Annotated in this window: 23 protein-coding genes; 7 read left to right on the forward strand and 16 right to left on the reverse strand. The window is 32.3% G+C overall.

Annotation, left to right across the window (positions count from 1 at the left end; translation table 11 throughout):
• Positions 1 to 1,638 carry a S41 family peptidase gene (locus ACQ654_RS14225; protein WP_430411007.1) on the reverse strand — a complete coding sequence of 546 codons (1,638 nt, stop codon included), beginning with the start codon at positions 1,636 to 1,638 and terminating at the stop codon, positions 1 to 3.
• Between the two features lie 42 nt (positions 1,639 to 1,680).
• A complete protein-coding gene (gene rnpA, locus ACQ654_RS14230; RefSeq protein WP_430411008.1) occupies positions 1,681 to 2,073 on the reverse strand; it encodes a ribonuclease P protein component in 393 nt (130 codons plus the stop codon).
• 73 nt (positions 2,074 to 2,146) lie between these two features.
• On the opposite strand from rnpA, the gene ACQ654_RS14235 reads away from it, so the two are divergent.
• Positions 2,147 to 2,461 (forward strand): hypothetical protein, encoded by a 315-nt coding sequence (locus tag ACQ654_RS14235; RefSeq protein WP_430411009.1) that lies wholly within the window; start codon positions 2,147 to 2,149, stop codon positions 2,459 to 2,461.
• 50 nt (positions 2,462 to 2,511) lie between these two features.
• On the opposite strand, the gene ACQ654_RS14240 is transcribed toward ACQ654_RS14235, so the two are convergent.
• The 7 genes from ACQ654_RS14240 to ACQ654_RS14270 form a co-directional block, all read right to left on the reverse strand.
• Positions 2,512 to 3,123, reverse strand: coding sequence for a hypothetical protein (locus tag ACQ654_RS14240; RefSeq protein ID WP_430411010.1), 612 nt, complete (start codon positions 3,121 to 3,123; stop codon positions 2,512 to 2,514).
• A 68-nt stretch (positions 3,124 to 3,191) separates the two neighbouring features.
• The gene (locus tag ACQ654_RS14245; protein ID WP_430411011.1) at positions 3,192 to 4,532 is read right to left on the reverse strand and encodes a hypothetical protein; all 1,341 of its coding nucleotides are present in this window, start codon (positions 4,530 to 4,532) and stop codon (positions 3,192 to 3,194) included.
• Complete coding sequence (locus ACQ654_RS14250; RefSeq protein ID WP_430411012.1) at positions 4,529 to 4,969, reverse strand: phage holin family protein; 441 nt, start codon at positions 4,967 to 4,969, stop codon at positions 4,529 to 4,531. The genes ACQ654_RS14245 and ACQ654_RS14250 overlap by 4 nt, the downstream gene beginning before the upstream one ends.
• Positions 4,956 to 5,390, reverse strand: coding sequence for a TIGR02594 family protein (locus ACQ654_RS14255; RefSeq protein ID WP_430411013.1), 435 nt, complete (start codon positions 5,388 to 5,390; stop codon positions 4,956 to 4,958). Before ACQ654_RS14255 ends, ACQ654_RS14250 begins: the two co-directional genes overlap by 14 nt.
• 440 nt (positions 5,391 to 5,830) lie before the next feature.
• On the reverse strand, positions 5,831 to 6,505 hold the full coding sequence (locus tag ACQ654_RS14260) for a phage tail protein (protein WP_430411014.1): 675 nt from the start codon (positions 6,503 to 6,505) through the stop codon (positions 5,831 to 5,833).
• A gap of 160 nt (positions 6,506 to 6,665) precedes the next feature.
• Positions 6,666 to 7,331 (reverse strand): phage tail protein, encoded by a 666-nt coding sequence (locus tag ACQ654_RS14265; RefSeq protein WP_430411015.1) that lies wholly within the window; start codon positions 7,329 to 7,331, stop codon positions 6,666 to 6,668.
• A gap of 163 nt (positions 7,332 to 7,494) precedes the next feature.
• Positions 7,495 to 7,650, reverse strand: coding sequence for a hypothetical protein (locus ACQ654_RS14270; RefSeq protein ID WP_298417843.1), 156 nt, complete (start codon positions 7,648 to 7,650; stop codon positions 7,495 to 7,497).
• 444 nt (positions 7,651 to 8,094) lie between these two features.
• Between ACQ654_RS14270 and ACQ654_RS14275 the strand changes: the two genes are divergently transcribed.
• Both ACQ654_RS14275 and ACQ654_RS14280 read left to right on the forward strand, forming a co-directional pair.
• A complete protein-coding gene (locus ACQ654_RS14275) occupies positions 8,095 to 8,817 on the forward strand; it encodes a S24 family peptidase (RefSeq protein ID WP_430411016.1) in 723 nt (240 codons plus the stop codon).
• Between the two features lie 156 nt (positions 8,818 to 8,973).
• A complete protein-coding gene (locus tag ACQ654_RS14280; protein WP_430411017.1) occupies positions 8,974 to 9,138 on the forward strand; it encodes a class I lanthipeptide in 165 nt (54 codons plus the stop codon).
• Positions 9,139 to 9,237: 99 nt separating this feature from the next.
• On the opposite strand, the gene ACQ654_RS14285 is transcribed toward ACQ654_RS14280, so the two are convergent.
• The 7 genes from ACQ654_RS14285 to ACQ654_RS14315 form a co-directional block, all read right to left on the reverse strand.
• A complete protein-coding gene (locus ACQ654_RS14285; RefSeq protein WP_430411018.1) occupies positions 9,238 to 11,067 on the reverse strand; it encodes a M1 family metallopeptidase in 1,830 nt (609 codons plus the stop codon).
• A gap of 16 nt (positions 11,068 to 11,083) precedes the next feature.
• A complete protein-coding gene (locus tag ACQ654_RS14290) occupies positions 11,084 to 12,706 on the reverse strand; it encodes a S8 family peptidase (RefSeq protein ID WP_430411019.1) in 1,623 nt (540 codons plus the stop codon).
• A 38-nt stretch (positions 12,707 to 12,744) separates the two neighbouring features.
• Positions 12,745 to 13,602 (reverse strand): MBL fold metallo-hydrolase, encoded by an 858-nt coding sequence (locus ACQ654_RS14295; protein WP_430411020.1) that lies wholly within the window; start codon positions 13,600 to 13,602, stop codon positions 12,745 to 12,747.
• 105 nt (positions 13,603 to 13,707) lie between these two features.
• Positions 13,708 to 15,021 carry a type II toxin-antitoxin system HipA family toxin gene (locus ACQ654_RS14300; RefSeq protein ID WP_430411021.1) on the reverse strand — a complete coding sequence of 438 codons (1,314 nt, stop codon included), beginning with the start codon at positions 15,019 to 15,021 and terminating at the stop codon, positions 13,708 to 13,710.
• Entirely contained in the window at positions 15,015 to 15,362 is a 348-nt protein-coding gene (locus ACQ654_RS14305) for a helix-turn-helix transcriptional regulator (RefSeq protein ID WP_430411022.1), read from the reverse strand. The genes ACQ654_RS14300 and ACQ654_RS14305 overlap by 7 nt, the downstream gene beginning before the upstream one ends.
• 165 nt (positions 15,363 to 15,527) lie before the next feature.
• Positions 15,528 to 17,768, reverse strand: a complete 2,241-nt coding sequence (locus tag ACQ654_RS14310; protein WP_430411023.1) for a SulP family inorganic anion transporter — start codon at positions 17,766 to 17,768, stop codon at positions 15,528 to 15,530.
• A complete protein-coding gene (locus ACQ654_RS14315) occupies positions 17,765 to 18,613 on the reverse strand; it encodes a universal stress protein (RefSeq protein WP_430411024.1) in 849 nt (282 codons plus the stop codon). Before ACQ654_RS14315 ends, ACQ654_RS14310 begins: the two co-directional genes overlap by 4 nt.
• Positions 18,614 to 18,869: 256 nt before the next feature.
• Here ACQ654_RS14315 and ACQ654_RS14320 point away from each other — a divergent pair, with 256 nt between their 5' ends.
• The 4 genes from ACQ654_RS14320 to ACQ654_RS14335 all read left to right on the forward strand — a co-directional run bounded on the left by ACQ654_RS14320 (position 18,870) and on the right by ACQ654_RS14335 (position 25,102).
• Positions 18,870 to 21,287, forward strand: a complete 2,418-nt coding sequence (locus tag ACQ654_RS14320; RefSeq protein WP_430411025.1) for a helix-turn-helix domain-containing protein — start codon at positions 18,870 to 18,872, stop codon at positions 21,285 to 21,287.
• 176 nt (positions 21,288 to 21,463) lie between these two features.
• The gene (locus tag ACQ654_RS14325; protein WP_430411026.1) at positions 21,464 to 22,492 is read left to right on the forward strand and encodes a DNA-binding protein; all 1,029 of its coding nucleotides are present in this window, start codon (positions 21,464 to 21,466) and stop codon (positions 22,490 to 22,492) included.
• Positions 22,492 to 22,929, forward strand: coding sequence for a type II toxin-antitoxin system death-on-curing family toxin (locus tag ACQ654_RS14330; protein ID WP_430411027.1), 438 nt, complete (start codon positions 22,492 to 22,494; stop codon positions 22,927 to 22,929). The genes ACQ654_RS14325 and ACQ654_RS14330 overlap by 1 nt, the downstream gene beginning before the upstream one ends.
• A 322-nt stretch (positions 22,930 to 23,251) precedes the next feature.
• Positions 23,252 to 25,102: a cation:proton antiporter gene (locus tag ACQ654_RS14335; RefSeq protein WP_430411028.1), complete on the forward strand. Its 1,851-nt coding sequence runs from the start codon at positions 23,252 to 23,254 to the stop codon at positions 25,100 to 25,102.
• The last annotated feature ends 54 nt before the right edge of the window (positions 25,103 to 25,156 follow it).

A 25,156-nucleotide genomic window follows, 5' to 3' on the forward strand; every position in this document is an offset into this window, starting at 1 on the left:
TTAGTTTAAAATTTTATCGTAGTTGTTTTTATTTGCTAAAATTTCTGTCGCTTTTTTAATAGCTTTATCATTTGTTAATTGATACGAAAATAAACCTTCTCGGTAGAAATAGCGCTTTAAAATTTCACTTTCAAGCTCTTTCATAATTTCATCCTTGTAGGTATCAAGCGCATCTAATTTGCTTTGTTTTATAGACGCTAACAATTCGTCATATTCTTTAGAAACATCTTGTCCAAAGTTTTTAGCTTCTTTCGTGTTCATTGCTTTTTTTAATGCTTTTTCGGTTTCAGTTTCATAAAAATCCAATCCAGCGGAAGCGATATTTTGCTTGAAAGTATTGTACTCAGAGTCATCAAAACTGAACGCATTTATGTCTGCAAATGAATTTTTGTTGTAGAATTCTGTTGCATAATCAAAGATGACTAAATTCCCTAGTAATGATCTTGTAAAATCACTAGTTTTTTGAGAAGCAATTTCAATATCTGGATTAATTCCACCACCATCATAAACCGTTCTTCCTTTTTTCGTTTTAAACGCTGTATAATCGTTTGCGTTTGTTCTAACAGCATTTCCATCTTCGTCTCTATTCCAGTAATCTAATGCTTGAATGCAACGTCCAGAAGGTGTATAATATCTTGAAATAGTTACTTTTAATTGCGTTCCGTACGTTAATTTTTTAGGTTGTTGTACCAAACCTTTTCCAAAACTACGTGCGCCAATTACAACGGCTCTGTCTAAATCTTGCAAAGCTCCAGAAACAATTTCGCTGGCAGAAGCGCTTCTACCATTTACCAACACAACCAACGGAATTTCAGTATCTACAGGTTTTTTTCTGGTTTTGTAGGTTCTGTTATATTTTTTAACCTTCGATTTTGTTGTTACAATCACTTCTCCTTTTGGTACAAATAGATTTACAATAGCAATTGATTCGCGAAGCAATCCACCAGGATTACTACGTAAATCTAATACAATACGTTCTGCGCCATCTTCTTTTAGTTTTTCCAACGCATCTTTGGTTTGTGCACTTGCTTTTTTGTTGAATTTTGCCAATACAATGTATCCAGTTTTGTCGTCAATCATATCAAAAAACGGAACTGCATCTACTTCTATTTTGCTACGTGTAAGCTTAGTTTTGTATTCTTTCCCTTGACGTTTGTAGACAATGTTTATGGTACTATTTGCAGCACCTTTGAGCAATTCTCCGGTGTCTTCTTTAAAGTTTGCAATGACGATATCATCAATTTGAATAATTTCATCACCAGCTTTTAGTCCGGCTTTGTCAGCAGGATAATCTTTATACGGCTCAATGATGGTTATTTTTTTATTGTTTCTTCGAACAGAAGCACCAATTCCAGAATATTCTCCAGCGTTTCTAATTTTGGCCGCTTCTACATCTTGTTCGTTGTAAAACTTTGTATACGGATCTAAATCGTTGAGCATTTCCTTTATTGCATCGTCCATTAACTCAGCAGGATTGGTTTCATCTACATAGTTCATATTTAATTGCTTAAACATGGTTGTAAATATTTCAATTTGCTTCGCGATTTCGAAAAAGTCACTTTTAAAACTTACAGTTCCAAGTAGAAATACGATAGCTAAAACTGGAATTACAATTCTTCTTTTAAATATTTTTTTCATCTTTTTATATCATTAATAGCTAGAAAGATAGCAGGAATAACATTATTTTTCGGGTGTGTTTGTTATAGATGTTTTTTCTAAAAATTTCTCCAACAAACGAACCATTGAGGTTTCAATTTCCTCAAAAGTAGGTTCTCGTCTTCCAATATACAAAAACATAAAAGCATAAGATGTTGATATTGTGTTAAAAACGTCATTTTTGTGCAATCGGTAGGCTTCTCGCAATAATCTTTTAATTCGATTTCGCGTGACTGCTTTTTTAAATCTTCTTTTTGTGACAGAAACTCCAGCTTGAATAGGTACATTTTTTGGCAATTCAGTTGCTGTGTAAATAAGTTTTAGCGGAAATTTTGAAACTGATTTTCCTTCACTAAAAAGTTGATCAATGCATTTTTTGCTTTTTAATTTTTCTTCTTTTGGAAAGCTATAATTCATGAAAATATATTGAATCTCGGTAAAAATAGAAAATAAGATTGTATTTACTATCTTTATTGTACACGGACTGCAAATGAAGGAAACAGATTTAGAACGATATTTTAAATTATTCACCAATGAAGAAGCTGAAAATTTCTTTGATTCGGCATTGAAACAGCAACACATTAAGTTTGTGAAGCGTGAAATTCCAGATTCTAAGTTTTCAGAGTATTTTTTTCATAAAAATGATATTGTTTTGGTAGAAATCATTAATGAAAAATTGAAAGAAGTAGAAGCAGAAGAAACAAATAGGCTAACGTCTAAAAAGCACAATAAACCATATACTATTGAGCTTTTATTAATGCTTGTGTTGATAGGAATTATTATTGTAATCATTACACGTTTATAGTAAAAAAACATCTCAACAGAGATGCTTTTTTACTTGATAAATAGAGTAGTTTACCATAACCGAACACCAACACCAATATTGTGCGTGGTTGATTGTATTTGATTGAGATTTACTCTGTAAGAAGCAAACCATTTTCCTTTATTTTGATATTGCAGCCCAAGACTTAGATTATCAAATTGAGTTTTATTTCCACCAATTTCACCAAAAACATACAATCCACTTTTATACGTTTTTGGATGTTCAATGGTTTTTGTGATGGTAATTTCTCTAGGAACTTTCAGTTTATATGAAAATTTGCTGTCAATTAAAGTTCCGTCCACTAAATTGTGTGTAAAAATATCAATGTCGTCGGTACGTAAGGTATCTTTATACAGCTTTCCTTGCTTAAATAATGCTGTTTCTGCAGTGGTAATTTCTTTTTTAAAATTTTTCTGTTCTTCTTTTGTTCCCTTAACGGGAATGTACACATATTCAAACTTTGTTGTTTCAACATGTAACGTATCAATTTTCGTTTGCCAAATGGTATCTTTTACAATTGTAATTGTTGGTTGTGGACTGATATTAACATCACTTTCGCACGACTTTAACAACATGTTATACCATAAGAAACCAATAATGACAACAAGCAATATACGGTCTGTAGATATATGTTTTGCATCCATGATTTTTTGAGATAAAAAGAGCCTTTGATTATCAAAGGCTCTTAGGTTAGTACTATTAATAATTATGTTTAGTAGGTATTGGTACTTCCAATAGTTACGGTTGCTGTTGAATTTGTATTTCCAACAATTGTAGTATTTAAAACACCATTGGTAACTAATGAATTTTGAAGTTCTACTTTAGAGCTAAAATTTGTAGGATTTGCAGTAGCGTACTTCGTTACTATGTCTGAACCAGGCGTTGTTGTTTGATAAATTGTATTGTGTCCTTTAAAAACAAGTGAATCTGTAGTGAAGTTCGTATTTGTTTCAAGAGCAACTAAACCAGCAGGAACTTCAATGTAAGAGTTTTTTATAAAAACTTGTGCGCCACCACCAATGTACGTACATATTGATCCTGTAGATTCTACAAGAATATTTTCAAAGAATAACTTGTTTTGTAATCTTGCTACAGCAGTATTCAATTTTACTTTATTTCCTGTAAAATAAGTTTCGGCAGCATTAAAGTTACCGTATACTTCAGCATTATTTTTAAAGTTAACATATACTTTTCCTCCTGTAGAAGCAGCTTTTATAATTTCGCCAGCAACATTAGGTTTATGCATACCAAAGTTAACATATACTGAGTACGAAAGTCCTGCTTTTAGTAGCATTACTTTATGTGTTCCTTCTGCAAGATCAAAATCAAAATAGTTGGTTCCGCTTCCTTCATTATTAACCATGAAATCAGCTCCAACACTTTCAACATTCCCTTTAAAACTGTTTACACTACTTGTACTTAATGTACTAAAGGCAATTCCACTTCCTTTAAGTAAATTGTAGGAAACATTAGCTTGTCTTACAGAAATAAATCCTTTACCAAAAACACTATATGCAGCTCCATAGGTTTCAATGGTATCAAATTCTCCTTCAAAATATAAAGTACCTCCTAAAAATTTGTTTTCAGAGTTATTTAGTAATCTTCCTTTTGGTAACGAAAACACATATTTATTGTAAACATCTTCAACTCTATCGTGGAAATACTCATTGGTATTATTTGAAAAGTCAATGGTACAGGCTTTTTCAGATTTGAACTGAATATTTCGTTGTGGTAATACTGAATTTATTTCATACGTATCATCTGTGAGTACTTCAACATTTAAAAAAGGATGTTCTAAACTTGTTAAATCTCCTTGGCGTGGTTTTTTTGTTTCAAAAGTAGCAATTGCCGCATCAATAGTTTTATATGGCTTGCCCATATTATCTATTTCTGCTGTAGTATCGTCTCCACTTTCTACATCTACAAATACCGTATTTTCAATTTGTATATCATCTTTATGAACAAGACTGTCAAATACATCTGCATATTCAGCTTGTGTAGGCTTATCTCCTGTTTCGAAATAAGATTTTAATGTTTCTAATGATTGTTTCATTTTTTTTGAATTTTATGATTTTGCTCTTTATCATTTACAAGAATGTCTATTGTTTCTTCTAATTCTTTTAGAGACTTTTTCTTAATTAAATTGATTAATGCTTTAAATGGATTGATGCCATATATTTTGTTGAAGTTTTCCAAAATAGATTTCACTTCAGCAATGGCTATAAACCCAGTAATAATTCTTTGAAAAGGAATTTCTTTTACAATATATTTTTCTAATAAAAAGGCGGATAATATCACCAGGTTATAGATGAAAAATTTAGAGATCGTATTTCCAATACGTTCACTGCTAATTGGAATATTGCTTTTAAAAGCAGCGTATGCTCCTGTAATAAAATCAACAACAATTAGGAAAATTATAGTGAACATTATGGTGGCTATTGGCGAAACTAAAGCCAACAACCAAAACACATATAATTTAATTTTCTCCATTTTTATATAGTTTTTTATAATCTAATATTCTATTTTTTGGATAGGCTTTTATACAAACACTATTGTTTTGGTTTCCGCCCAAAACATATACATAGCGTTTCGTTTGTTTTATAAAAAAGCCAACGTGTCCTTTCCAGCTACTAGGAGATTCGCGCCATAAAATGACAAGGTCTCCAAGCGCAGGTATTGCTGTTGATTCTCCAATATTTAGCCAACTTCGTGCATTTAATTTTCCGCTAAAAGGGTAATTTTGTGTTTTGGTAACCCAATTCACAAATGCACTACACCAAGCGGTTTCATCATGCAATTTATTACCGTCGTATCCTACTATTTCAAAGTATCTAACGATTTGAGGATTGTTAGATTTTCCACTAACTTCTTTAACACCATATTGTGATAATGCTTGTTGAATTAAGCTCATAGCTTTAACTTTTTTAGATTTAACGACAATAACTATTGCCTGAATAATGTTCATAGGTACTATATCGTGCAACTGTTTGTAACAGCGCATGATTTATATATTCATGAAAATGTTGGAATTGAATTTGAGAAGAAAAAGTAACTAATTATATGCAACAGTGATTTTTATATTTTCTTAACCAGAATAAGGCTTTTGCATGTGTGTTATGGTTCTTCTCAACAGTATTTTTGATATGAATCGTACAAAAAAGTTGTACCGTTCATTAGAAAAGCGAGTACAAATATAAAACATATTACACTATAAAACAAACATATTACAACATAATTATATGTTTTTCTGTTTTTTGTTGGAAAATGTTAACTTATGTGAATAATTGGCATAAAAAATCCCTTTCGTCATGAAAGGGATTTTTAAGTAATAATCTGATATTGGTTATTAAATTAACTTGCTAAAGGATCAATACCTTCCAATGCAATAATAGTATTGACAACTAAATACGGTTGCATGTTATTTACAGGAGTTGCACTTCCAGTAGTAGCCGTATTTCCAGATAATGTTACATTTCCATTGATTTGTACATTGTCTGCTGCCATTAATCTATCATTTGATACTGAATTATAAGACAAAGTATCGATATTAACAGAACTACTACTATCTATTAAACCAAAATTCTTTCCCGCTGGTTCATTAGACTCTCCATCATCTTCATTTGCCATAACGGTTCCTGTTAATGTGTTAGAGGTAGCTAAATTTCCAACAGCATGGCTATGTGAAGGTAATTGACTTTCTGAAAGTGTATTTTGTGCTTCCCCACCTATTTGACCAAGATTTGTAGTTTGACCATTATGCAACGTGACTCTATCTCTTAAATCAGGTAAGGCAAAAGTTGTAATTCCATCGCCACCATAGGTTGTACCAATTAAACCATATAAAATAGAGTTACTAGAAATTTGAAGTAATTGTCCATCACATTTAGCCCAGCCACTTGGAACAGCAGCAAAGCTTACAGTTTTTATTTCGCCAATCATTGGCATTGCCAAGCTATCTAGTAAATTCATATATTCAACTTCCATTCCTTGGAAATAAGATTTCAAAGTTTGTAGTGATTGTTTCATGGTATATAATATTAGTATTAATAAATTTCTTCAACAAAAGAAGTGTAATACTTTCAATATACAAATATATTAAGGAATAAGACTACAAATTATCAGAATTGACTAAAAAGCAACTTTATCTGCTAAAGAGATTTTTTGAATATTCGCTATTTAATGAGTTTTAACTTGCTAAAGGATTAATTCCCTCTAACGCAATAATGGTATTTATAACTAAATATGGTTGCATATTATTTACAGGTATTGCGCTTCCTGCAGTAGCTGTACTTCCAGAGAGTGAAATGTTTCCAGAAATAACTACATTTCCAGTCGCCATTAATCCCATATCAGTTGGAGTATCAGTGTAACTCTTTGGTATTCCCGACACAAAATCATTACCTGATGCTTCATCAGAGAATCCTTCATCTTCTTTAGCCCTAACTGTTCCACTCAATGTATGTGAAGCCGCCAAGCTTCCAACATCGTGACTGTGTGATGGCAATTGACTTTCAGACAATGTATTTTGTTCTGTACCTCCATTTTGTCCCAGGTCTTTAGTTTCACTTTTATGAACCATTACTTTGTCTCTTAAGTCAGGCAAAGCAAAAGTTGTGATTCCATCTCCGCCATATGTGGTTCCAAGTAAACTAAATAAAATTCCATAATCGGAAATATTTAATAGTTGTCCATCACATTTTGCCCAACCATCAGGTACAGTGGCAAAACCAACAGTTTTTATTTCGCCAACCATAGGCATTGCTAAGCTGTCAATTAAGTCTGAAAATTGACTTTCTGTAGGTTTATCTCCTGTTTCAAAATAAGATTTTAGTGTTTCAATTGTTTGTTTCATGATAAATAGTATTATAGGTTTTTACTAATAATTTGTTCTGTTTTGAATACTTCAACTTACGAATAAATTAAAGAATATACTTACACAAGTAAGAAAGCTCCTTTACCTTTACAAAGGAGCTTTCAGATATACATATTTTAAATGCGTATGAGTGACTAGCTAATTACTGTTTTAAAATATTGTATATGGTTTTTTCTGAGATGAATAACTGTTCTACTAACTCGTTAATTATTACTTTCATTTGTTTGGCAGAATTATCTTTTACATAGTTCTGCACAAATTGTTTTCGTTTGCCTAAAAGCTCTTTACTTCGTTTCATCTGTATTTTTTTATTTAATTAATTCTGTCAGATGGAATTTGCCAACAAGTCTAATTATTAGGTTGTAACTAGTTATTATGGCACATTTCATAACTGTTAAATGTATCGTGTATTTTATATGTTTTATGTTTCCAAAATCGTATTCAAAAAGTGATTTTCAATACGTAACCGTCAGTCTATATTTTGTCACCTATATTGTATTTATGAAGAATAAAACCGACATTTATATCCACAAATGTTTGATTTTCAATAAAAATTCATATCTTAGCAACAAATTACAATGCAAATATAAAACAAATTACAGAATAAATAAAACAAAAAACAGAATTTTTTGTAAAATGTTTAACTTTTAGTGAGCGAGATATGGAAGGTATACATGAAAAAATAAAAGAGATTATAGATAATTTTCACCTTAATAATAATTCATTTTCCAAACGAATAGGAGTGACTAGCACCACTATAGATAGCATTACCAATGGTAGGCCACAGTCCGACGGAACACGAAAAAGAACAAAACCAGGGTACGATTTATTAACGAGTATTATCAACGAATTTGAGATCAATCCAGATTATTTATTTGGAAAAAGCTCACAAATGTTTAAATCTGATAAAAAAGAATTTCAAACATATGCTGGAATTCCACAAGTAGTAGCCGTCAATCAAGATGGAGAAGAAAACGTAGTGTATGTTCCCATTAAAGCAAGAGCTGGTTATTTAGACGGTTATGGAGATGCAGGATATATAGAAACGTTGCCTTCTTTTAGCATGCCACATTTAACCAACGGAACATTTCGTTGTTTTGAAGTACAAGGAAATTCAATGGTACGTACGTTTTTTGATGGCGATTTGGTGTTTGGAAAGTATGTGGAGGATTTAAGCGACGTAAAAGACGGACGCGTGTATGTAATAGTGAGCCGTAATGACGGAATTGTGTTGAAACGTGTTATTAATAGAATAGAAGAACGCGGAAAACTGATTTTGAAATCTGATAATAAAGATGGAAACTATCCAACATATACTATTAATGCAGAAGAAATTATGGAAATATGGTATGTAACGATGTTTGCATCCAAACAAATGCCCGAACCTGTTGATGTGTACGACAGACTTCACGATTTGGAAAGTAAAATTGTATTGCTCGAAAACGCACTACAACGAAAGAATTAATCATTTATAAATAAACTTCTGAGATCGTCTAAAAGTAAATTTTAGGCGATTTTCTTTTTTACACTATAGCACTTTTAAAATTTTACGGCAATGCCGTAAGTCGCTGGGATATAATTTTTATAGTTTTCAGAGAACCAAAAAAAATTATATTATATCATGAAAAAAAAGAATCTAAAAACCTTAAACTTAAACAAAGAATCTATTTCTAAACTTGAAAATGAAAACTTAAAAGGAGGTTGGACAACGAAGCCAACTTCTCCATTAGTTTCTTGGCCTGGCTTAAGTTGTGATCCACTTGAAACCTGTGGAAATTGCTATTAAATTTCTTTTCATATATACTTTATTGGGAAAGATCAGAAAAGAAAAAGCGAGTTCATAATTAATTATGAACTCGCTTTTAAAGTATATAAGAGTGCCCAATTATTTTCGAGCAACATTGTTATCTCTGTCAATATCAGCCATCAATTGTGATGGATCTATTTCTACGCTTTTAATACCTTTATTTGTTTTTAAAGAATAATACGGATACGCCCAAGCCCAATCGTCTTTTATAGTAGCTTTTGTTGGCTTTTCACCACGCATCATACGTAACGGAATGTAAAAGTTTTCACTAGTTCCATCTGTGTAATTTACAGTAATATCTATAGGCATTGGCATTAATCCAATACGTTCTAAAACAACAGTATCTCCGTTAATTTCTTTTACACCATAATCAATAGTATTGGTTGTTTGCGCCCAATCAGTTAAATACCAATCTAAGTGAATTCCTGAAACTTTTTCAGCACTTCTTTTGATATCATTTGGTGTTGGATGTTTGAAACTAAAATCGTCAAAATACTTTCTAAGTGTCTTTTCTACGTTATCTTTTCCAATTACATATTCTAATTGTGCTAAAAAGATTTGTCCTTTGCTGTATGCTGAGGTTCCGTACGCTCTGTTGTACTCGTAACGATCAGCATGTGTTGTCAATGGCTGTTCTCTTCCAGATTTTACAAGTCTAAAATATGCGCTGTATGAACCTTTATATGGGTTTTCTACGTTTTTGCCCATCTTTTCATTCATGTATCTACCAGAAATATAAGAAGTGAATCCTTCATCCATCCATTCGTGCTTTGATTCGTTTGTTGCTAATAAGAACTGAAACCACGTATGTGCTAACTCATGTGCTGTAACGCCAACTAAGCTTCCAAATTTTCGCTTTCCAGTAATTAATGTACACATTGCGTATTCCATTCCGCCGTCTCCACCTTGAATTACAGAGTATTGTTTGTATGGATATTGTCCAATATGTGTATTAAAATAGTCAAGCATTTCTGCTGTTCTTGGTTGTAGTTTTTTCCAGTTTTCTTTGATGCTAGGATCATTTTTGTATAAAAAGTGCAATGTAACACCATTAGCTCCTTTGTAAGTATCATGTATATAATCTGGGTCAGCGGCCCAAGTAAAATCGTGAACATTTGGCGCTTTAAAATGCCAAGTAAGTGTATTTCCTTCAGGACGCTTTACAGTTCCGGTTTCGTATCCGTATCCTATTTTATTAGGATTTTGTAAATATCCAGTTCCACCTAAAATATAGTTTTTATCAATGGTAATTTTCACATCAAAATCTCCCCAAACACCATGAAATTCACGTCCAATGTATGATGGTGTATGCCAACCTTCAAAGTCGTATTCTGCCATTTTTGGATACCATTGTGTCATTGATAAAGCAATACCTTCTTTGTTGTTACGACCTGAACGACGAATTTGCACAGGAACTTGTCCTTTAAATGTCATATCAAATGTAGTAGATGCGCCTGGTTGAATAGGTTTTGCGAGCGTTACTTCTAAAATAGTATCTTCTGTCGTATGCGTTATTTTTTGTCCATTTTGCGTAAGCGATAGTACTTTTATGTATCCAATTTCTGAATCGGATAGTTTACTAATTCTGCTTCCAATTTTCGGGCTTGGATCTGCTATTGTTCTAGAACGTACGTCCATTTCACTTCCAGGTTGAAACGCATTGAAGTATAAGTGGTAATATACTTTGTCTAATACGTCTGGCGAATTGTTTGTATATACCAACTTCTGAGTTCCTTGATATTGGTAATTGTTCACATTCATGTCAATATCCATGGTGTAATCAACATGTTGTTGCCAATAGCCTGAAGATGAATTTGTGTTATTGTTACTTTTGGTAGTAGATTTTTGCGACGCGCAAGCCACAAATACCAAAAGAACGAGCATACTTATTTTACTAAAAATTTTCATGGAATTTGGTTTTATTTTACAATTTTACTTGTCCTCTATTTACTTTATCTGCTAAGATAAGTGCATTATATGCATTTACAATTTTACCTGAACGTGATGATTTTGAGAACGGCATTGCATCTTTAGATTGATCAACAACAACATCTCTGTTGATTGGAAGACCAGATTGCATGATGATTTGTTTTACTTGAGCCGCCGTTAATTTTGGATATTGTGACAATATTAATGCTGCAACTCCTGCAACTCCTGGTGCCGCCATAGAGGTTCCGCTAATAGCTTCATATTCGTTTTCAGGGAATGTAGAGTAAATTTGAGATCCTGGTGCAAATACATCTACGTTTGTTTGTCCGTAGTTAGAATATCTTGCAACCATTTGAGAACCATATTTGTTTGAAAGCGCGCCTACAGTTAAAAATGTATCAGATACTTCTGTTCCTGTTTTAGTTTGATCGTTTGGATAAACTGGTTTTGTATCTAAGTCTAGGTTTTCATTTCCAGCTGCATTAACAATTAATACATTGTTTTTTCCAGCGTAAGCGATTGCATCACGAACCCATTCAGAGTTTTGAGAGAAATATTTACCAAAACTTGTGTTGATAACTCGCGCACCATTGTTAACTGCATAACGAATTGCCAAAGCAACATCTTTATCATATTCGTCTCCATTTGGAACTGTACGTACAGCCATGATTTCAACGTTGTTTGCTACACCATTTACACCCTTGCCATTGTTACGTTCGGCCGCAATAATTCCAGCAACATGTGTTCCGTGTAATTCACTTTTTTTAATGTGTTTTACATTTCCGTTACCGTAGTTGGTATCTGTAATATCGTACGGATCGTCACCAACAGGAGTTCTTCCATTGAAATTTTTGTTTAAGTAATAGTTTAGAAAATCGGTTACACTTTCCATGTCACCATTAATTGCCTCTAAAACCTCACCTAAATTTTTGTACCTACCACTTGCCAATATTTGTTTTGCAAGTCCAATATGTTGTTGCAATTCCTCATTAGTTGTTTTGATCGCTTTTACTTCCTCAAATGTGTAATTATCTTTTTTGAAATATGCTTTTAATGCATCATCTGAGCTTTTAATTCTTGCCGCCGTTTGATCTAAACGTGTTTTAATACCGCTATACTTTTTGTACTCAGCATCAATTTCTGCTTGTGCCGCTTCATAATCAGGATGACTTGGTCCTTTTTTTGCGATACGTGTTTTTTCCATGTTTTCATTGTACGAATCACCTAAGAAGTTCCAACCGTGGATATCATCAACATATCCGTTTTTATCATCGTCTTTTCCATTATTTGGAATTTCTTTTTTGTTGGTCCAGATTACATCGTCCAAGTCTTCATGATCAATATCGATTCCAGAATCTAATACAGCAACAATTACTTTTTTTCCTTTTTTCCCTTTGATGATTTCTGCATATGCTTTGTCAACACTCATTCCAGGAATTGTATCTGTAATTAAATCTTTGTGTCCCCAAGTGTGTAATTCTTTTTCAGAAAGCGGCGTTTCTTTTAAAGGTGTTGTATCAATATTCGCTATAGGCGTTGATAAAATAGGAGCTGTACTTCCACAACTAGCTATAACAAGTGCAGAAGCAATATAAAATGAGGATTTTAATAGTTTCATGAGGAAAATTTTTATTCGTGAATTTGTATTTAATATGTTTAAAAAATGTCTTTACAGGTAAATACTTCATTGAGTCTTACACCTTTTTCTGTGTGTTTTACGGTAATAATTTCGTGATGTGCATCGTGTTCTAAAAATAGGTAATAGTTATTATCTGCGGCCATGTTTAAAAACGTTTCTTTTTCATCCAAGCTTAGTAAAGGGCGCGTGTCATAACCCATAACAAAAGGAATTGGTAAATGACCAACCGTTGGTAATAAATCTGCCATAAAACAAATTGTTTTTCCTTTGTAATGAATCATTGGAATCATTTGTTTTTCAGTATGTCCATTTGCAAAAAACACATCAAAACCTAACGCTGATTTAGTTAAAATGTCATCTTGCGGTTGTGCAATAAAGTTGAGATGACCGCTTTCTTGCATTGGAATGATATTTTCTTTTAAAAAGGAAGCTTTTTCACGTCGGTTAGGAACGGTTGCCCATTGCCAATGATTTTCATTGCTCCAAAATTTTGCGTTTTTAAAAGCTGGTTCGTATCCAGTTTTATCTTTATTCCATTGAATACTTCCACCACAGTGATCAAAATGTAAGTGTGTCATAAATACATCTGTAATATCATCTTTGTGAAAACCATGTGCTTTTAATGATTTTTCAATAGAATCATTGCCCCAAAGATGGTAATAGCCGTAAAACTTGTCTGTTTGCTTGTTTCCCATTCCTGTATCAACCAAAATTAATCGGTTTCCATCTTCAATGAGTAAACAACGTGCGGCAATATCAATCATGTTGTTTGCGTCTGCAGGATTGGTGCGTTGCCATAATGATTTTGGAACTACGCCAAACATAGCGCCACCATCTAATTTGAAATTTCCAGCCGCTATGGGATAAAGTTTCATACGAAAGTTAGGTTTTGGTTTCGCAAATTAACAAAACCACAACAAAAATGTGTGTTTGTTAAGTTTTTATTAAGAAAACCAATACTATATTTCTGATTTTTGCGACTATTTTAAATTCAGAAGTGTTTTTTTTATGGAATCTCTAAGTTTATGATTTACATATACTGCATCTGCATAATCATTCCAGTTTTGTACTTTTTCATTTATTTCGTTGATGATAGTCTCTGGTTTTTTTATGTTAATTTGTTTTGCAAAATGTAGTAAATCTTGTTTTTGAATACCTATTCTTTTCCCGTTAATACTTAGAGCGTGTTGACTTACCCAAATACTATCAGGTCTGTAAGCATGACAAATATCGTACCCAGGAGCTAATTCCCACCGATCGCCTTCTTTGAGTCGAAACGCAAAGTTTTTTGTATGATCGTCACAGTTTCTTGCAATTATATTAAACACCATTCTGCGATACATTTGCTCGGCTTCAGGATATGGCAAGCGCAGCAATCTCATGGTTTGAAATAGTTGTTCGTAACTAAAACTTCTAACTTCATTGAAATCATAATGTTGCATAGCGCAAAATGTTTGCATATGATATTTCGTTGCTCCTTGATCTCTGTCAAATCTTTTCGTCATAAAATGCGCTCTTCCATTTTCTTCCATCAATTCGGATTCCATCATTTGTATGCCACAATCTTTTGCCATATGATAATATGCCATTTCAATTCGGCCATAGCCTTTACTTTCCCCAAATTGAGCATCACTAACACCATCGAGTTTTATAAGCCAATGTTCAAATCCTTTTGGAGCATTTGTTTGTCCAGAACGAACTTGCCCAGTTTTTTTATTATAGGCAATAATAGCTTTAGGTCTAGCACCACCAGCAGAAGTACCAATTTTTAAGATTTCCATCATTGCCTGCTCTTCATCTTCATTTAAATTTGTTTCAAACTCTTCTCTTTTGTGGAGCATTCGTTGCGCTATAGTAACTAAGCTATCAATTTCTACTTGAAATGTTTTTTTAGCAGATTTTATTTGCGTGGGTTCAAATTCCAAAGCTCCCATACCTCTAGTACCAATAAAGCATAATTGTTCTATAGGATTCATACTATCTTGTGGGCGTCCATTTTGTGCTAACCAAATGTTGATTAATTGATTTCCATATTTATCTGGAAGTACATCTGCAAGCAAACCCGGAAGTCCTTTAAAAGTATCGTATTGACTATTTTTTGAAGCTCGTAATTCTGGAAATGAAAAGATACTTTGACGTGATTGAATGGGCATTTTTATTGGAGCTAAATCTATGTTTTGCGATTTGAATTTTGGATCATATTCAAAACTGGCAAGTTGTTGATTTTCATCCCAAGCGACTGCGCCAACAATTGTACCCCAAATTTTAACAAATGCTGTTGTTGTGGTTACCATTCGCTTTCAATTTGTGTGTTATCATTTTGGTCTTTGCTAGCTCTTTGCCTTTTCTGTTTTTCTAATTTTGCAAGTTCTAAAGGGCTGATTACTTTTTCAGCTTTAAATATGTCAAGTATATCAAGTAAATTGAGCGCTCTTAAAATTTGTATCAATGAGTTTAAAGATATAGGTTCTCCGTTTTCAATTTGACTCATAGTCCATCGATTGATTCCTGCCAACTCAGCAACTTTTGCTTGTGTTTTATTTTGCAGTAAACGCTGCTGCTTTACATAGCTGCCTATCATAGAAATGATAGCTTTATCGCTTAAAGAAAACCAGTTTATGTTAGTATTTCCCATCTTTATTGTATAAAATGATAGTTTATGTTGGTATTTTCTAACTCAAAGATATGAAAAATTAGTTAAATAGAGAATGTAGTGATGTTGGTATTTCCCATCATTATGATATATAATTAAATTAACGTTGGTATTTCCCAACAAGTAGATAATTAAAAAGTGAAGATTTTATTTTTGAAGTACATTTTTTAAACGTTTTCCAAAATCATAAATTACTTTAATTTCCTTGATGTTTGCCAAGCGTTCTTTCCCAAAAATCAACAAGGCTTTCCCGTTCGATTCTACATGATAATACAGATTGCTTTCAAAGAAATGTACCAAATCATCGTTAAAAAATGATTGAATGGCTTGTACATCTTCACCTAATAAGTAGAAACGATTTGAGAAATCGGTATGGTTATCAATTGGAATGTCTTCAAATCCTGCAAAGGCATATACTTTTTCTAAAAACCCTTCTCTATCAAGTGTAAATTCTGGAATTTCTTCCTGTAAACTCACATACATCATTGTGGTACGAACAACTTCTTTGGCAATAAATTCTCCTTCTGAAAATTCTAAATCGAACAAACGAATAGAATTGTGTTCATCTGAAAGCTGATTGTAGGTATGATTGATTTGTTTGGTTCGAAAGAAAAGGAAATTTTCTAAGAAGTGAATTTCTTTGTTCTTGTTTGATTCGTAACTTAAACAATAATCTACCGCCAATTCTTCAATCGTTTTTTGTCGTTTGGTTAGGTTTTTTGATAGCAAATTAGGAATTGGTAAAATACGTCGCAAAGCAAACGGATGTTTCGAATCGGTTCCGTGCATGTCAAGACCAATAACTTCAAAATGTCCACCACGTTTTGCAAACAATTCTTGGTAATTGTTGAGGTTTTCCATTACGGTATGATCTACAAATTCACACATAGAAAAATCAACAATAACATCTTTATCTTCAGGAATAGCGTCTAACTTATCTTTTAATTTGTAATAGTTTAAAAAGCTACAAAAATGCTTTACACTTAAGAAATAATCATTGCTCGTGTCTTGTTCTTTAAACATTAACACATTAGGTTTTAATAGATTTCTAAAGAATAATGAAAAGCTTTTATTGATAAAAATATGAATGAGAAAAGTAGTAAGCACACCAATTGCAATTCCTTCAATTAGTCCAACGCTTAATGTTGTTAGTAACGTGACAAAAAAGATGATTAATTGTTCTTTTCCGATAGAAAATATCTTATTTACAATGTTTGGAGATGCTAATTTGTAACCTGTATACACTAAAATTGCCATCAATGCTGGCAATGGAATTCGGGTGAGTTGTGTGCTGAATAATAGAATGAATAGAATTAAAAAGAACGCATGAAAAAAGTTTGCCGACCGGTTGCTTCCACCATTGTTTACGTTTACAGAACTTCTGGCAATTACCGTAACGACGTTTAATCCGCCTAAAAATCCACTTCCAATAGTAGCTAAACCAAGTGCTTTTAAATCTTTATTTACGTTTGATCGTCTTTTTTCAGGATCTAATTTGTCAACAGCTTTGATGCTTAGTAACGATTCAATACTTGCAATTAATGTCAATGCCAATACACTTGACCAAAATCCGAATTGACCAATTTTACCAAAACTTATTTCAGGCAAATCAGTAATAACTTCATTAAAACTTGGAATTGCAGGAATCATAGCACTTTTCGCAATCGGATTTGGCAATTGTAACACCATTTCATAGTAATAACTAAAGGCAATTGAAATGATAACAATCCACATTGGTGCAGGAATCAATTGTAAATATTTATTTCTGATTTTTGGATAGAATACCATAATAATCAAACTAAAAATTCCTGCTAAAGCCGCATATGTTTGACCAGAATTTTCATAAGAAAACAGCCCAATAATTGTTTTCGGAATTCCAAAAAGCAAGGCTAAAACACTTCCTTTTTCAAATAATGAAAACGAACCAATACTCATAGAAACACCTTGATAACCTTGATTTGCCAACATAATGTGTGTAGACTTTGCCAAGATAATTAAACCAATTGCCGCCAACATTCCCTGAATGGCTGATGATGGAAAAAAGTCTGCCAACTTTCCTAATCGTAAAAACCCTAAGATGAGTAATAAAATTCCCGAACAAATAATAGCGCCATAGGCATCACTAATTCCGAGTGTGCTAATGGCAATTAATAAAACACCAACCAAGCCGTTTCCTGGACCTGTAATAGTAACGTAACTTCCACCTAAAAGCGATACAACAATTCCGCCGACAACTGCGGCAATAATTCCTGCAATTGGTGGCGCGCCACTTGTCATAGCAAGTCCTAAACCTAGCGGCAATGCAATAAGACTTACCACAAAACCAGAAAATATATTTTTAGGCAATGTTTTTAGGAAATCTTTAAAAGTATTCTTTTTGGGACTCATTGAATAATTAGTACGTCGGTTGGTAGCTCGGTTAAAATATGTTCGATGTCATGTGGAAACAAACGATCCCAAAATGTCATCTTTGTTGTGGCATTCATCACTAACAAGTCAGCACGCACAATTTGTGCATAATGACCAATAGAATAACCTCGTTTTCCAAAAATAGGTTGTGAATTTATGGTAATATCTTCAATATATTCTTTCGGAATTTCAGTCACAATCTTTTTAATTCTGCTTTCTTCCCGATTTCTAATACGTTCTTTTCTTAAAGTTGCTTTTCGCAACGATTTGTCGTCATCTACATTTACAGCAACTTCTTGTTGTCTAATTTCTTCTACAATGGTAATTTTTTCAGCACCTAATTGATGACCAACATAAAACGCAGATGAAATGGCTTTTTTCGTTTTTTGATCTTGCAAACCATTCACTACGATATGTTCACACGGAATGCGTTCTATAGCTGGTTTTATCATTAATAAAATAGAACAATTTGCTTTACGCGTAATTTTTCTAGCAATGGAACCCACATAATATTTTAAAAAGTTTTCACGCTGTAACGCACCTAAAATAAGCAGGTCAACACTTTTTTCTTTACTGGTAGATAAAATCACATCTACAGGATCACCTGTTTTAAACACAAGTTCATATGCAAGATTTTGCGCACTAAACGGTTTTAAAATTTCTTCAATTTCTTTTGTTTTTTCTGTAGAATTTTCACCAACATGAATGAGGACTAATTTTGCTTGAAAAAGCAAAGAAAGTCGTGCAGATTCGTTAATATTAGCTTTTAGATTTGGAGAAAAAGCGACTCCAATTCCAATAATATGAAAAGGTTTTTGTTGCAAAAAAGGTTATTTTCTGAATTCGATTTGAAAGATAGTATTTTTTTGAAAATAACATAGGTTAATTGTCAAAATCATGGTTTTTAAAATCGTGTAGTATTGCCAACACAATTGTATAACCATTTAATACCTTAAAAGCTTTTGTATTTTTGATAGATGATTGATAGGAGAAACAATATGCCGCTTCTTAAAACAAAAAAATAGTTGAAAATAAATTTAAATTATCTATTTATTTTACCTTTAAGGCAAGAAATATCCGATGGCAATTAACAAAGAGCTAGACTTAGCATTTAATTTTATAGAAAAAACGAATAGAAATTTATTTTTAACTGGGAAAGCAGGTACTGGTAAAACTACTTTTTTGCACAAAATAAAATCAGAATCTTTAAAAAGATTAGTCGTTGTAGCACCTACAGGTGTTGCCGCAATTAATGCAAAAGGAGTTACAATTCACTCGTTTTTTCAATTACCTTTTGAACCTTTTATTCCGAGTAGTACTGGAAAAAATACGACAATTCAACGTAAGTTTAGTAAAACTAAAATCAATATTATAAAATCATTAGACCTTGTAATTATTGATGAAATTAGTATGGTGCGTGCCGATGTTTTAGATGGCATAGATGAAGTATTGCGTAGGTACAAAAATAACGCAATGCCTTTTGGTGGCGTACAATTATTACTCATTGGTGATTTACAACAACTCTCGCCAGTGGTGCGTCCAAACGAATGGCAGTTGTTAAAAAACTATTACCAAACAGCGTACTTTTTTAGTAGTATTGCGTATCAAAAAGCCGCTATTTTACCTATTGAGTTAAAATATATTTACCGTCAGCAAAACCAAGCGTTCATTGCTATTCTAAATGAAATTCGCAACAATAAACTCTCTACAGCTTCTGCTGAAATTTTAAATAAACAATATCAACCAGATTTCAATCCGAAAAAAGAAGATGGTTACATCACACTTACGACGCATAACAATCGTGCGGACGCTATCAATCAAAAAGAGCTAGACAATTTAGACACTAAAAAAAGAGCATATGTTGCTAATGTTTCAGGCGATTTCAATGAAAAAACATATCCAAACAGAGAAAATTTAGTGCTTAAAGAAGGAGCACAAGTTATGTTTATTAAAAATGATAGTTCACTGGAAAAGCGGTATTACAATGGTAAAATTGGCACAGTAATTCATTTAGACGAAGATACGGTAACAGTAAAATGTTCAGAAGATGATATCATTGAAACAACGCACGAAACTTGGGAAAATATAAAATATACACTCAATAAGGAAACCAAAGAAATTTCTAATACTGTTGAAGGAACATATACGCAAATTCCGTTACGATTGGCATGGGCAATAACCATTCATAAAAGTCAAGGTTTAACGTTTGATAAAGCTATTATTGATGCCGAAGCTTCCTTTGCGCACGGACAAACGTATGTAGCGTTGAGTAGGTGTAAAACGTTGGAAGGTATTGTATTAAAAACACCGATAAAAGCGGCGAGTATCATTAGTGACGCCACCATTAATACGTTTACAAAGCATTTAGAAGAAAACGAACCTAACGAAGCTGATTTGAAAGCTTCAAAAAAATCTTTTCAGCTAAATTTAATGAGTGAAATATTTGATTATCATCCGTTTATGTATCCAATAAATCGATTGATAGATATATTTCATAAACATAAAAATACGCTTACTGGAACTATTTTGCAACCGCTTGAAACTATAAAAGATACTGGAATTATACCTTTATTGAAGATTAATAATTCGTTCAAAAAACAATTAGAATCGTTAGCGGAAACTGTTGAAAACCCAGAACAAGATACCGCAATTCAAGAGCGTTTTAAAAAAGCAATTACTTATTTTAAAGAACATACAAACAAAAACATAGCAACCATTTTAAACACGTTAACGTTTGCAACCGATAACCAAGCTATATTGAAAGATTTTGAAAAACAACTAAAAGACCTAGAAGACAAATTGGCAATTAAAACGAAGATTTTAGAAGCCTTGTCGGATCATTTTTCAACGGAAAGCTATTTAAAAATACGTGCAAATTCAATCTTAGAAGTTTCAGAAATTAAGGTTGTAAAAAGACAAATAGCGACTTCTACAACGCATGAAGAATTATTTGAAAACTTACGATTGTTTAGATTGAGTGTTTCTAATTCTGATAACGTTCCGCCGTTTCAAATATTTACTCAAAAGTCATTGTTTGAAATGTGCGAACTATTACCAACGACAGCAAAACAGCTTCGAAAAGTACATGGTATGGGAAAAGTACGTGTAGAAAAATATGGTGAAGAAATTTTAGAAATTATTGATGATTATGTTACCCAAAATAATCTTTTACCAAAGCAGGAAGAAGTGGTGATTGAGGTTGAAAAGAAAAATACAAAAGAGATTTCATTAGATTTTTTTAAAGAAGGTTTGTCTATTGAAGAAATTGCAACAAAAAGAGCGTTGGCAGCTTCCACAATTCTAGGGCATTTAGGACATTATGTTAGCGAAGGTGTGTTGGAAATTACCGAAATACTACCAGAAGAAAAGGTGAAAAAAGGGTTAGAAATCATCAAAAAGAATACGTTTGAAGGCTTAAACGAACTGAAAGAAATTGCAGGTGCTAATTTTTCGTATAACGAACTTCGTATGTTGGTAAAGTATAGCGAAGAAAAGTAGTTTCCAAAAAATGGAACTTGATTTAGTAAATTAAAAAACGTACTTTTTAATTTGATTTTATATGATATTCTTTTAGCTTTAATTTTTAACTAAATTTACATATAGAAATAATAGGAATTCCTGTTATATATACGTTACCCAACATTACGAAAAAACTAAAATCTTACCTTTACAAAATGAACAAAGATTTAACGACATCTGATTTACATAGAAAGAATATTCTGAATAATAACTATGCTTTAGAAATAATCTATTCAGAGGTTTCTTTTCCAGGTGTAATGTTTGAAAACAAATTCAGATTTACTAAAAAGCAAGTTGCTGAATTTTTTGAAATTGACAATAGAACTGTTGATAGGTATATTGAAAGTAATAAAACAGAATTTGAAGAATCTGGGTATGAAATTTTAACTGGAAACCGCTTGAAAAACTTCAAATTAGCATATGGTAACGACACAAATGTCGCTACCATAGATGAATCTTTAAAAAAGACATCTGTATTGGGTGTTCTTACTTTTCGTGCATTTTTAAATATTGGAATGCTTTTAACTGAAAGTGAAAAAGCGAAATTGCTAAGAGCTTTTATATTAGATATTGTTTTAGATTCAATAAATCAAAAACTAGGAGGGAATACCAAATATATAAACCAAAGAGAAGAAGAATTTCTTTCAAGTGCTTTAAGAGAACACAATTATAGAGAAGAATTTACAAACGCACTAGATAATTATGTGGAGTCTAATAAATTTAAATATGCCCAATTAACCAATAAAGTTTACAAAAGCGTATTCAAAGAAGATGCTAAAGAATATCGTCAAATACTTAAATTGAAAAACAAAGAAAGTGTTCGCTCTACAATGTACTCAGAAGTACTAGATTTGATTTCTAGTTATGAAAATGGATTTGCAGATTTTTTAAAAAAACATTCAGAAAAAGAAGGACGAAAACTTCGCCTTTCAGAAACTAATGCTTTATTTGACAGGTTTGAAAACTTGACTAATTTAATATATGAACCCTTAAGGGAGAAAGCCCGAGGAATAATGGCTAGTAGAGATATGGCATTTAGAGACGCTCTACATGAAAAACTCAAAAATTATATTACACATCTTACAGTAGAAGAATTTGATAAATTTCTTGGAGAAAAAAGTATGGATTTAGAAGATAGAATTCTAAAAAACATTGATGTTTTTAAAAGATTAAAAAATAGATAATGGAAACATATATTTATTTTGATATACAACACGCTATTCGTACACACAGTTTTATAATTGAAAATTCTGGAGGAAATTCTGGAATAATAGAAATTGGGAAAATAGAAAGTGTTTTAGAGCATATAAAAAACGATCTTTATTATCCTGAATTTGAAGAGAAACTAACGCATCTTGTTTTTTCAGTTAATAAATTCCATGCGTTTAATGATGGAAACAAGAGAACTTCAATCGCTCTTGGAGCATATTTTTTAGAAGTAAATGGAATTGAATACTGTATTGATAAGTTCATTATAGAAATGGAAAACATTTCAGTATATGTTGCTGACAATAAAATTGACAAACATTTATTACAAGAAATAATTAGTTCTATATTGATAGAAGATGATTTTAATGAAGAACTCAAATTGAAAATTATAGATGCATTGAGTGAACAATAACATTGTATATAATTTAAGAAAATCCGATAGATGACTATAAAAGAACTATGTGGAATCCATATGTTTTCAGAAAATCATGAAAGTTCAATTGATTTTTATTCAAAAAAAATAAAATTAGAATAATGTCACTACTATGGAGATGGAAGTTCAGCCGCATTTTTTTGGATTCTAAAAACTCAAAAGAAGAAATTGACAAATAAAAAATACCTCTGGAAATCGAAGATTCACTAATTTCCAAAAAACAGTTTTTTTAATATGAATATATCTAACTTACTTTCATATTATAATTGTTAAATTTACGATTCAATTCAAAAAAAAGTATATGCTCGAATTAGCGGGAATTATCATCTTAGGAATATTGGCACAATGGGTTGCTTGGAAATTTAAAATTCCAGCAATTTTACCATTAATTCTTATCGGTTTGCTTGTTGGACCTATCGCCGCAGAATTTTTATCAGAAGATGGAACAAAGTGGATTGAACCAATTTGGGATAACGAAAAAGAAAAAGGACTGTTTCCAGGAGAAAGTTTGTACTATTTTGTGTCTTTGGCCATCAGTATCATTCTGTTTGAAGGTGGATTAACCCTAAAACGTGCTGAAATTAAAAATGTAGGCCCTGTCATTACAAAATTAATTACGTTAGGTTCAACCATTACATTTTTTGGAGCAGGAATTGCAGCACATTTTATTTTTGGATTAAGCCTTGATTTATCATTTCTATTTTCAGGGTTAATTATTGTAACCGGGCCAACCGTAATTACGCCGATTCTTCGAAACATTCCACTGAAAAAAGACATATCTACAGTATTAAAGTGGGAAGGAATTCTAATTGATCCAATTGGTGCGTTGGTTGCCGTTTTGGTTTTTGAATTTATCAGCGTAGAAGGCGATAGTGGTTTTACAAAAACAGCGTTGATCGAGTTTGGAAAGATTATCTTATTCGGAACCACCTTCGGATTTACGTTTGCACATGCTTTAGCTTTCGCGATAAATAAAAAATTCATTCCGCATTATCTATTAAATGTAGTTTCACTATCTGTGGTGTTATTGGTGTTTGTTGAGTCTGAAATATTTGCACATGAATCCGGTTTATTAGCTGTTGTTGTCATGGGAATGGTGTTAGGAAACGGAAAACTAGAAAACATAAAAGAACTCTTATACTTTAAAGAATCATTAAGCGTATTGCTAATTTCGATACTTTTTATTCTGCTTGCCGCAAACATTAATATAGAAGATTTAATGTTGTTGTATAACTGGAAAACAGCCGTATTATTCATCGTTGTGGTATTTGTCATACGACCGCTTGGTGTTTTCTTGAGTACATCGAAATCGAAACTAAAATTAAATGAAAAACTCTTCATTAGTTGGGTTGGACCGCGTGGTATTGTGGCGGCAGGAATTGCTTCATTATTTGGAAGTAAACTGGTAAAACAAGAAGTTCCAGGTGCTGAATACATTACACCATTAGTATTCATGATTGTTTTAGGAACAGTTTTATTAAATGCAACAACCGCACGATTGTTTGCGAAATTGGTAGGTGTATTTTTGAAAAAATCGAACGGAATTTTAATTGTTGGCGCTTCAAAAGTTTCACGTTTACTAGGTCATTATTTAGAATCGCATGGACGACATGTAGTATTAATTGATAGCAATCTGAATAATATCGCGAAAGCAAAAGAACTTGGTTTAGAAGCTATTAGTACAGATATTTATTCAAATACACTTACGGATAATATAGAATTGAATGATGTTGGATATTTAATGGCACTTACTGGAAGCTCTGGAATTAATAAATACGCTATTGATAAGTTTAGCACAGAATTTGGTGAAAATGGTTCGTTCCGATTGGTGACAAAAGAAGAAATGTTAGACGAAAATGACAATCCAAAAGAAGGTTTATTTTCGCATACAGATGATTACAACTCATTAACAGAAGTTACGCTAAAATATCCTTCAATTCAAGAAATTACTATTAATGACACAGCACATTATAAAAACCTAATTGAAATTACCAACAACGATAAAGATATTATTCCGTTGTTTATAAAAGATTCAAAAGGAGAACTTAAAATCATTTCATCATACAATATGGATATTGATGTTGTTGGTGAAGATTGGCAACTTGTATACTTAGGAAAGCCGTTTGATGTAGAAACTACGGAAACAGCTTAATTTCGTGTTGCGCACGAGTTATAAATTGTAGTATTTTAGGGCAGTTTTTTCTTC

Source organism: Kordia sp., assembly GCF_965283645.1.
Lineage (GTDB): Bacteria > Bacteroidota > Bacteroidia > Flavobacteriales > Flavobacteriaceae > Kordia.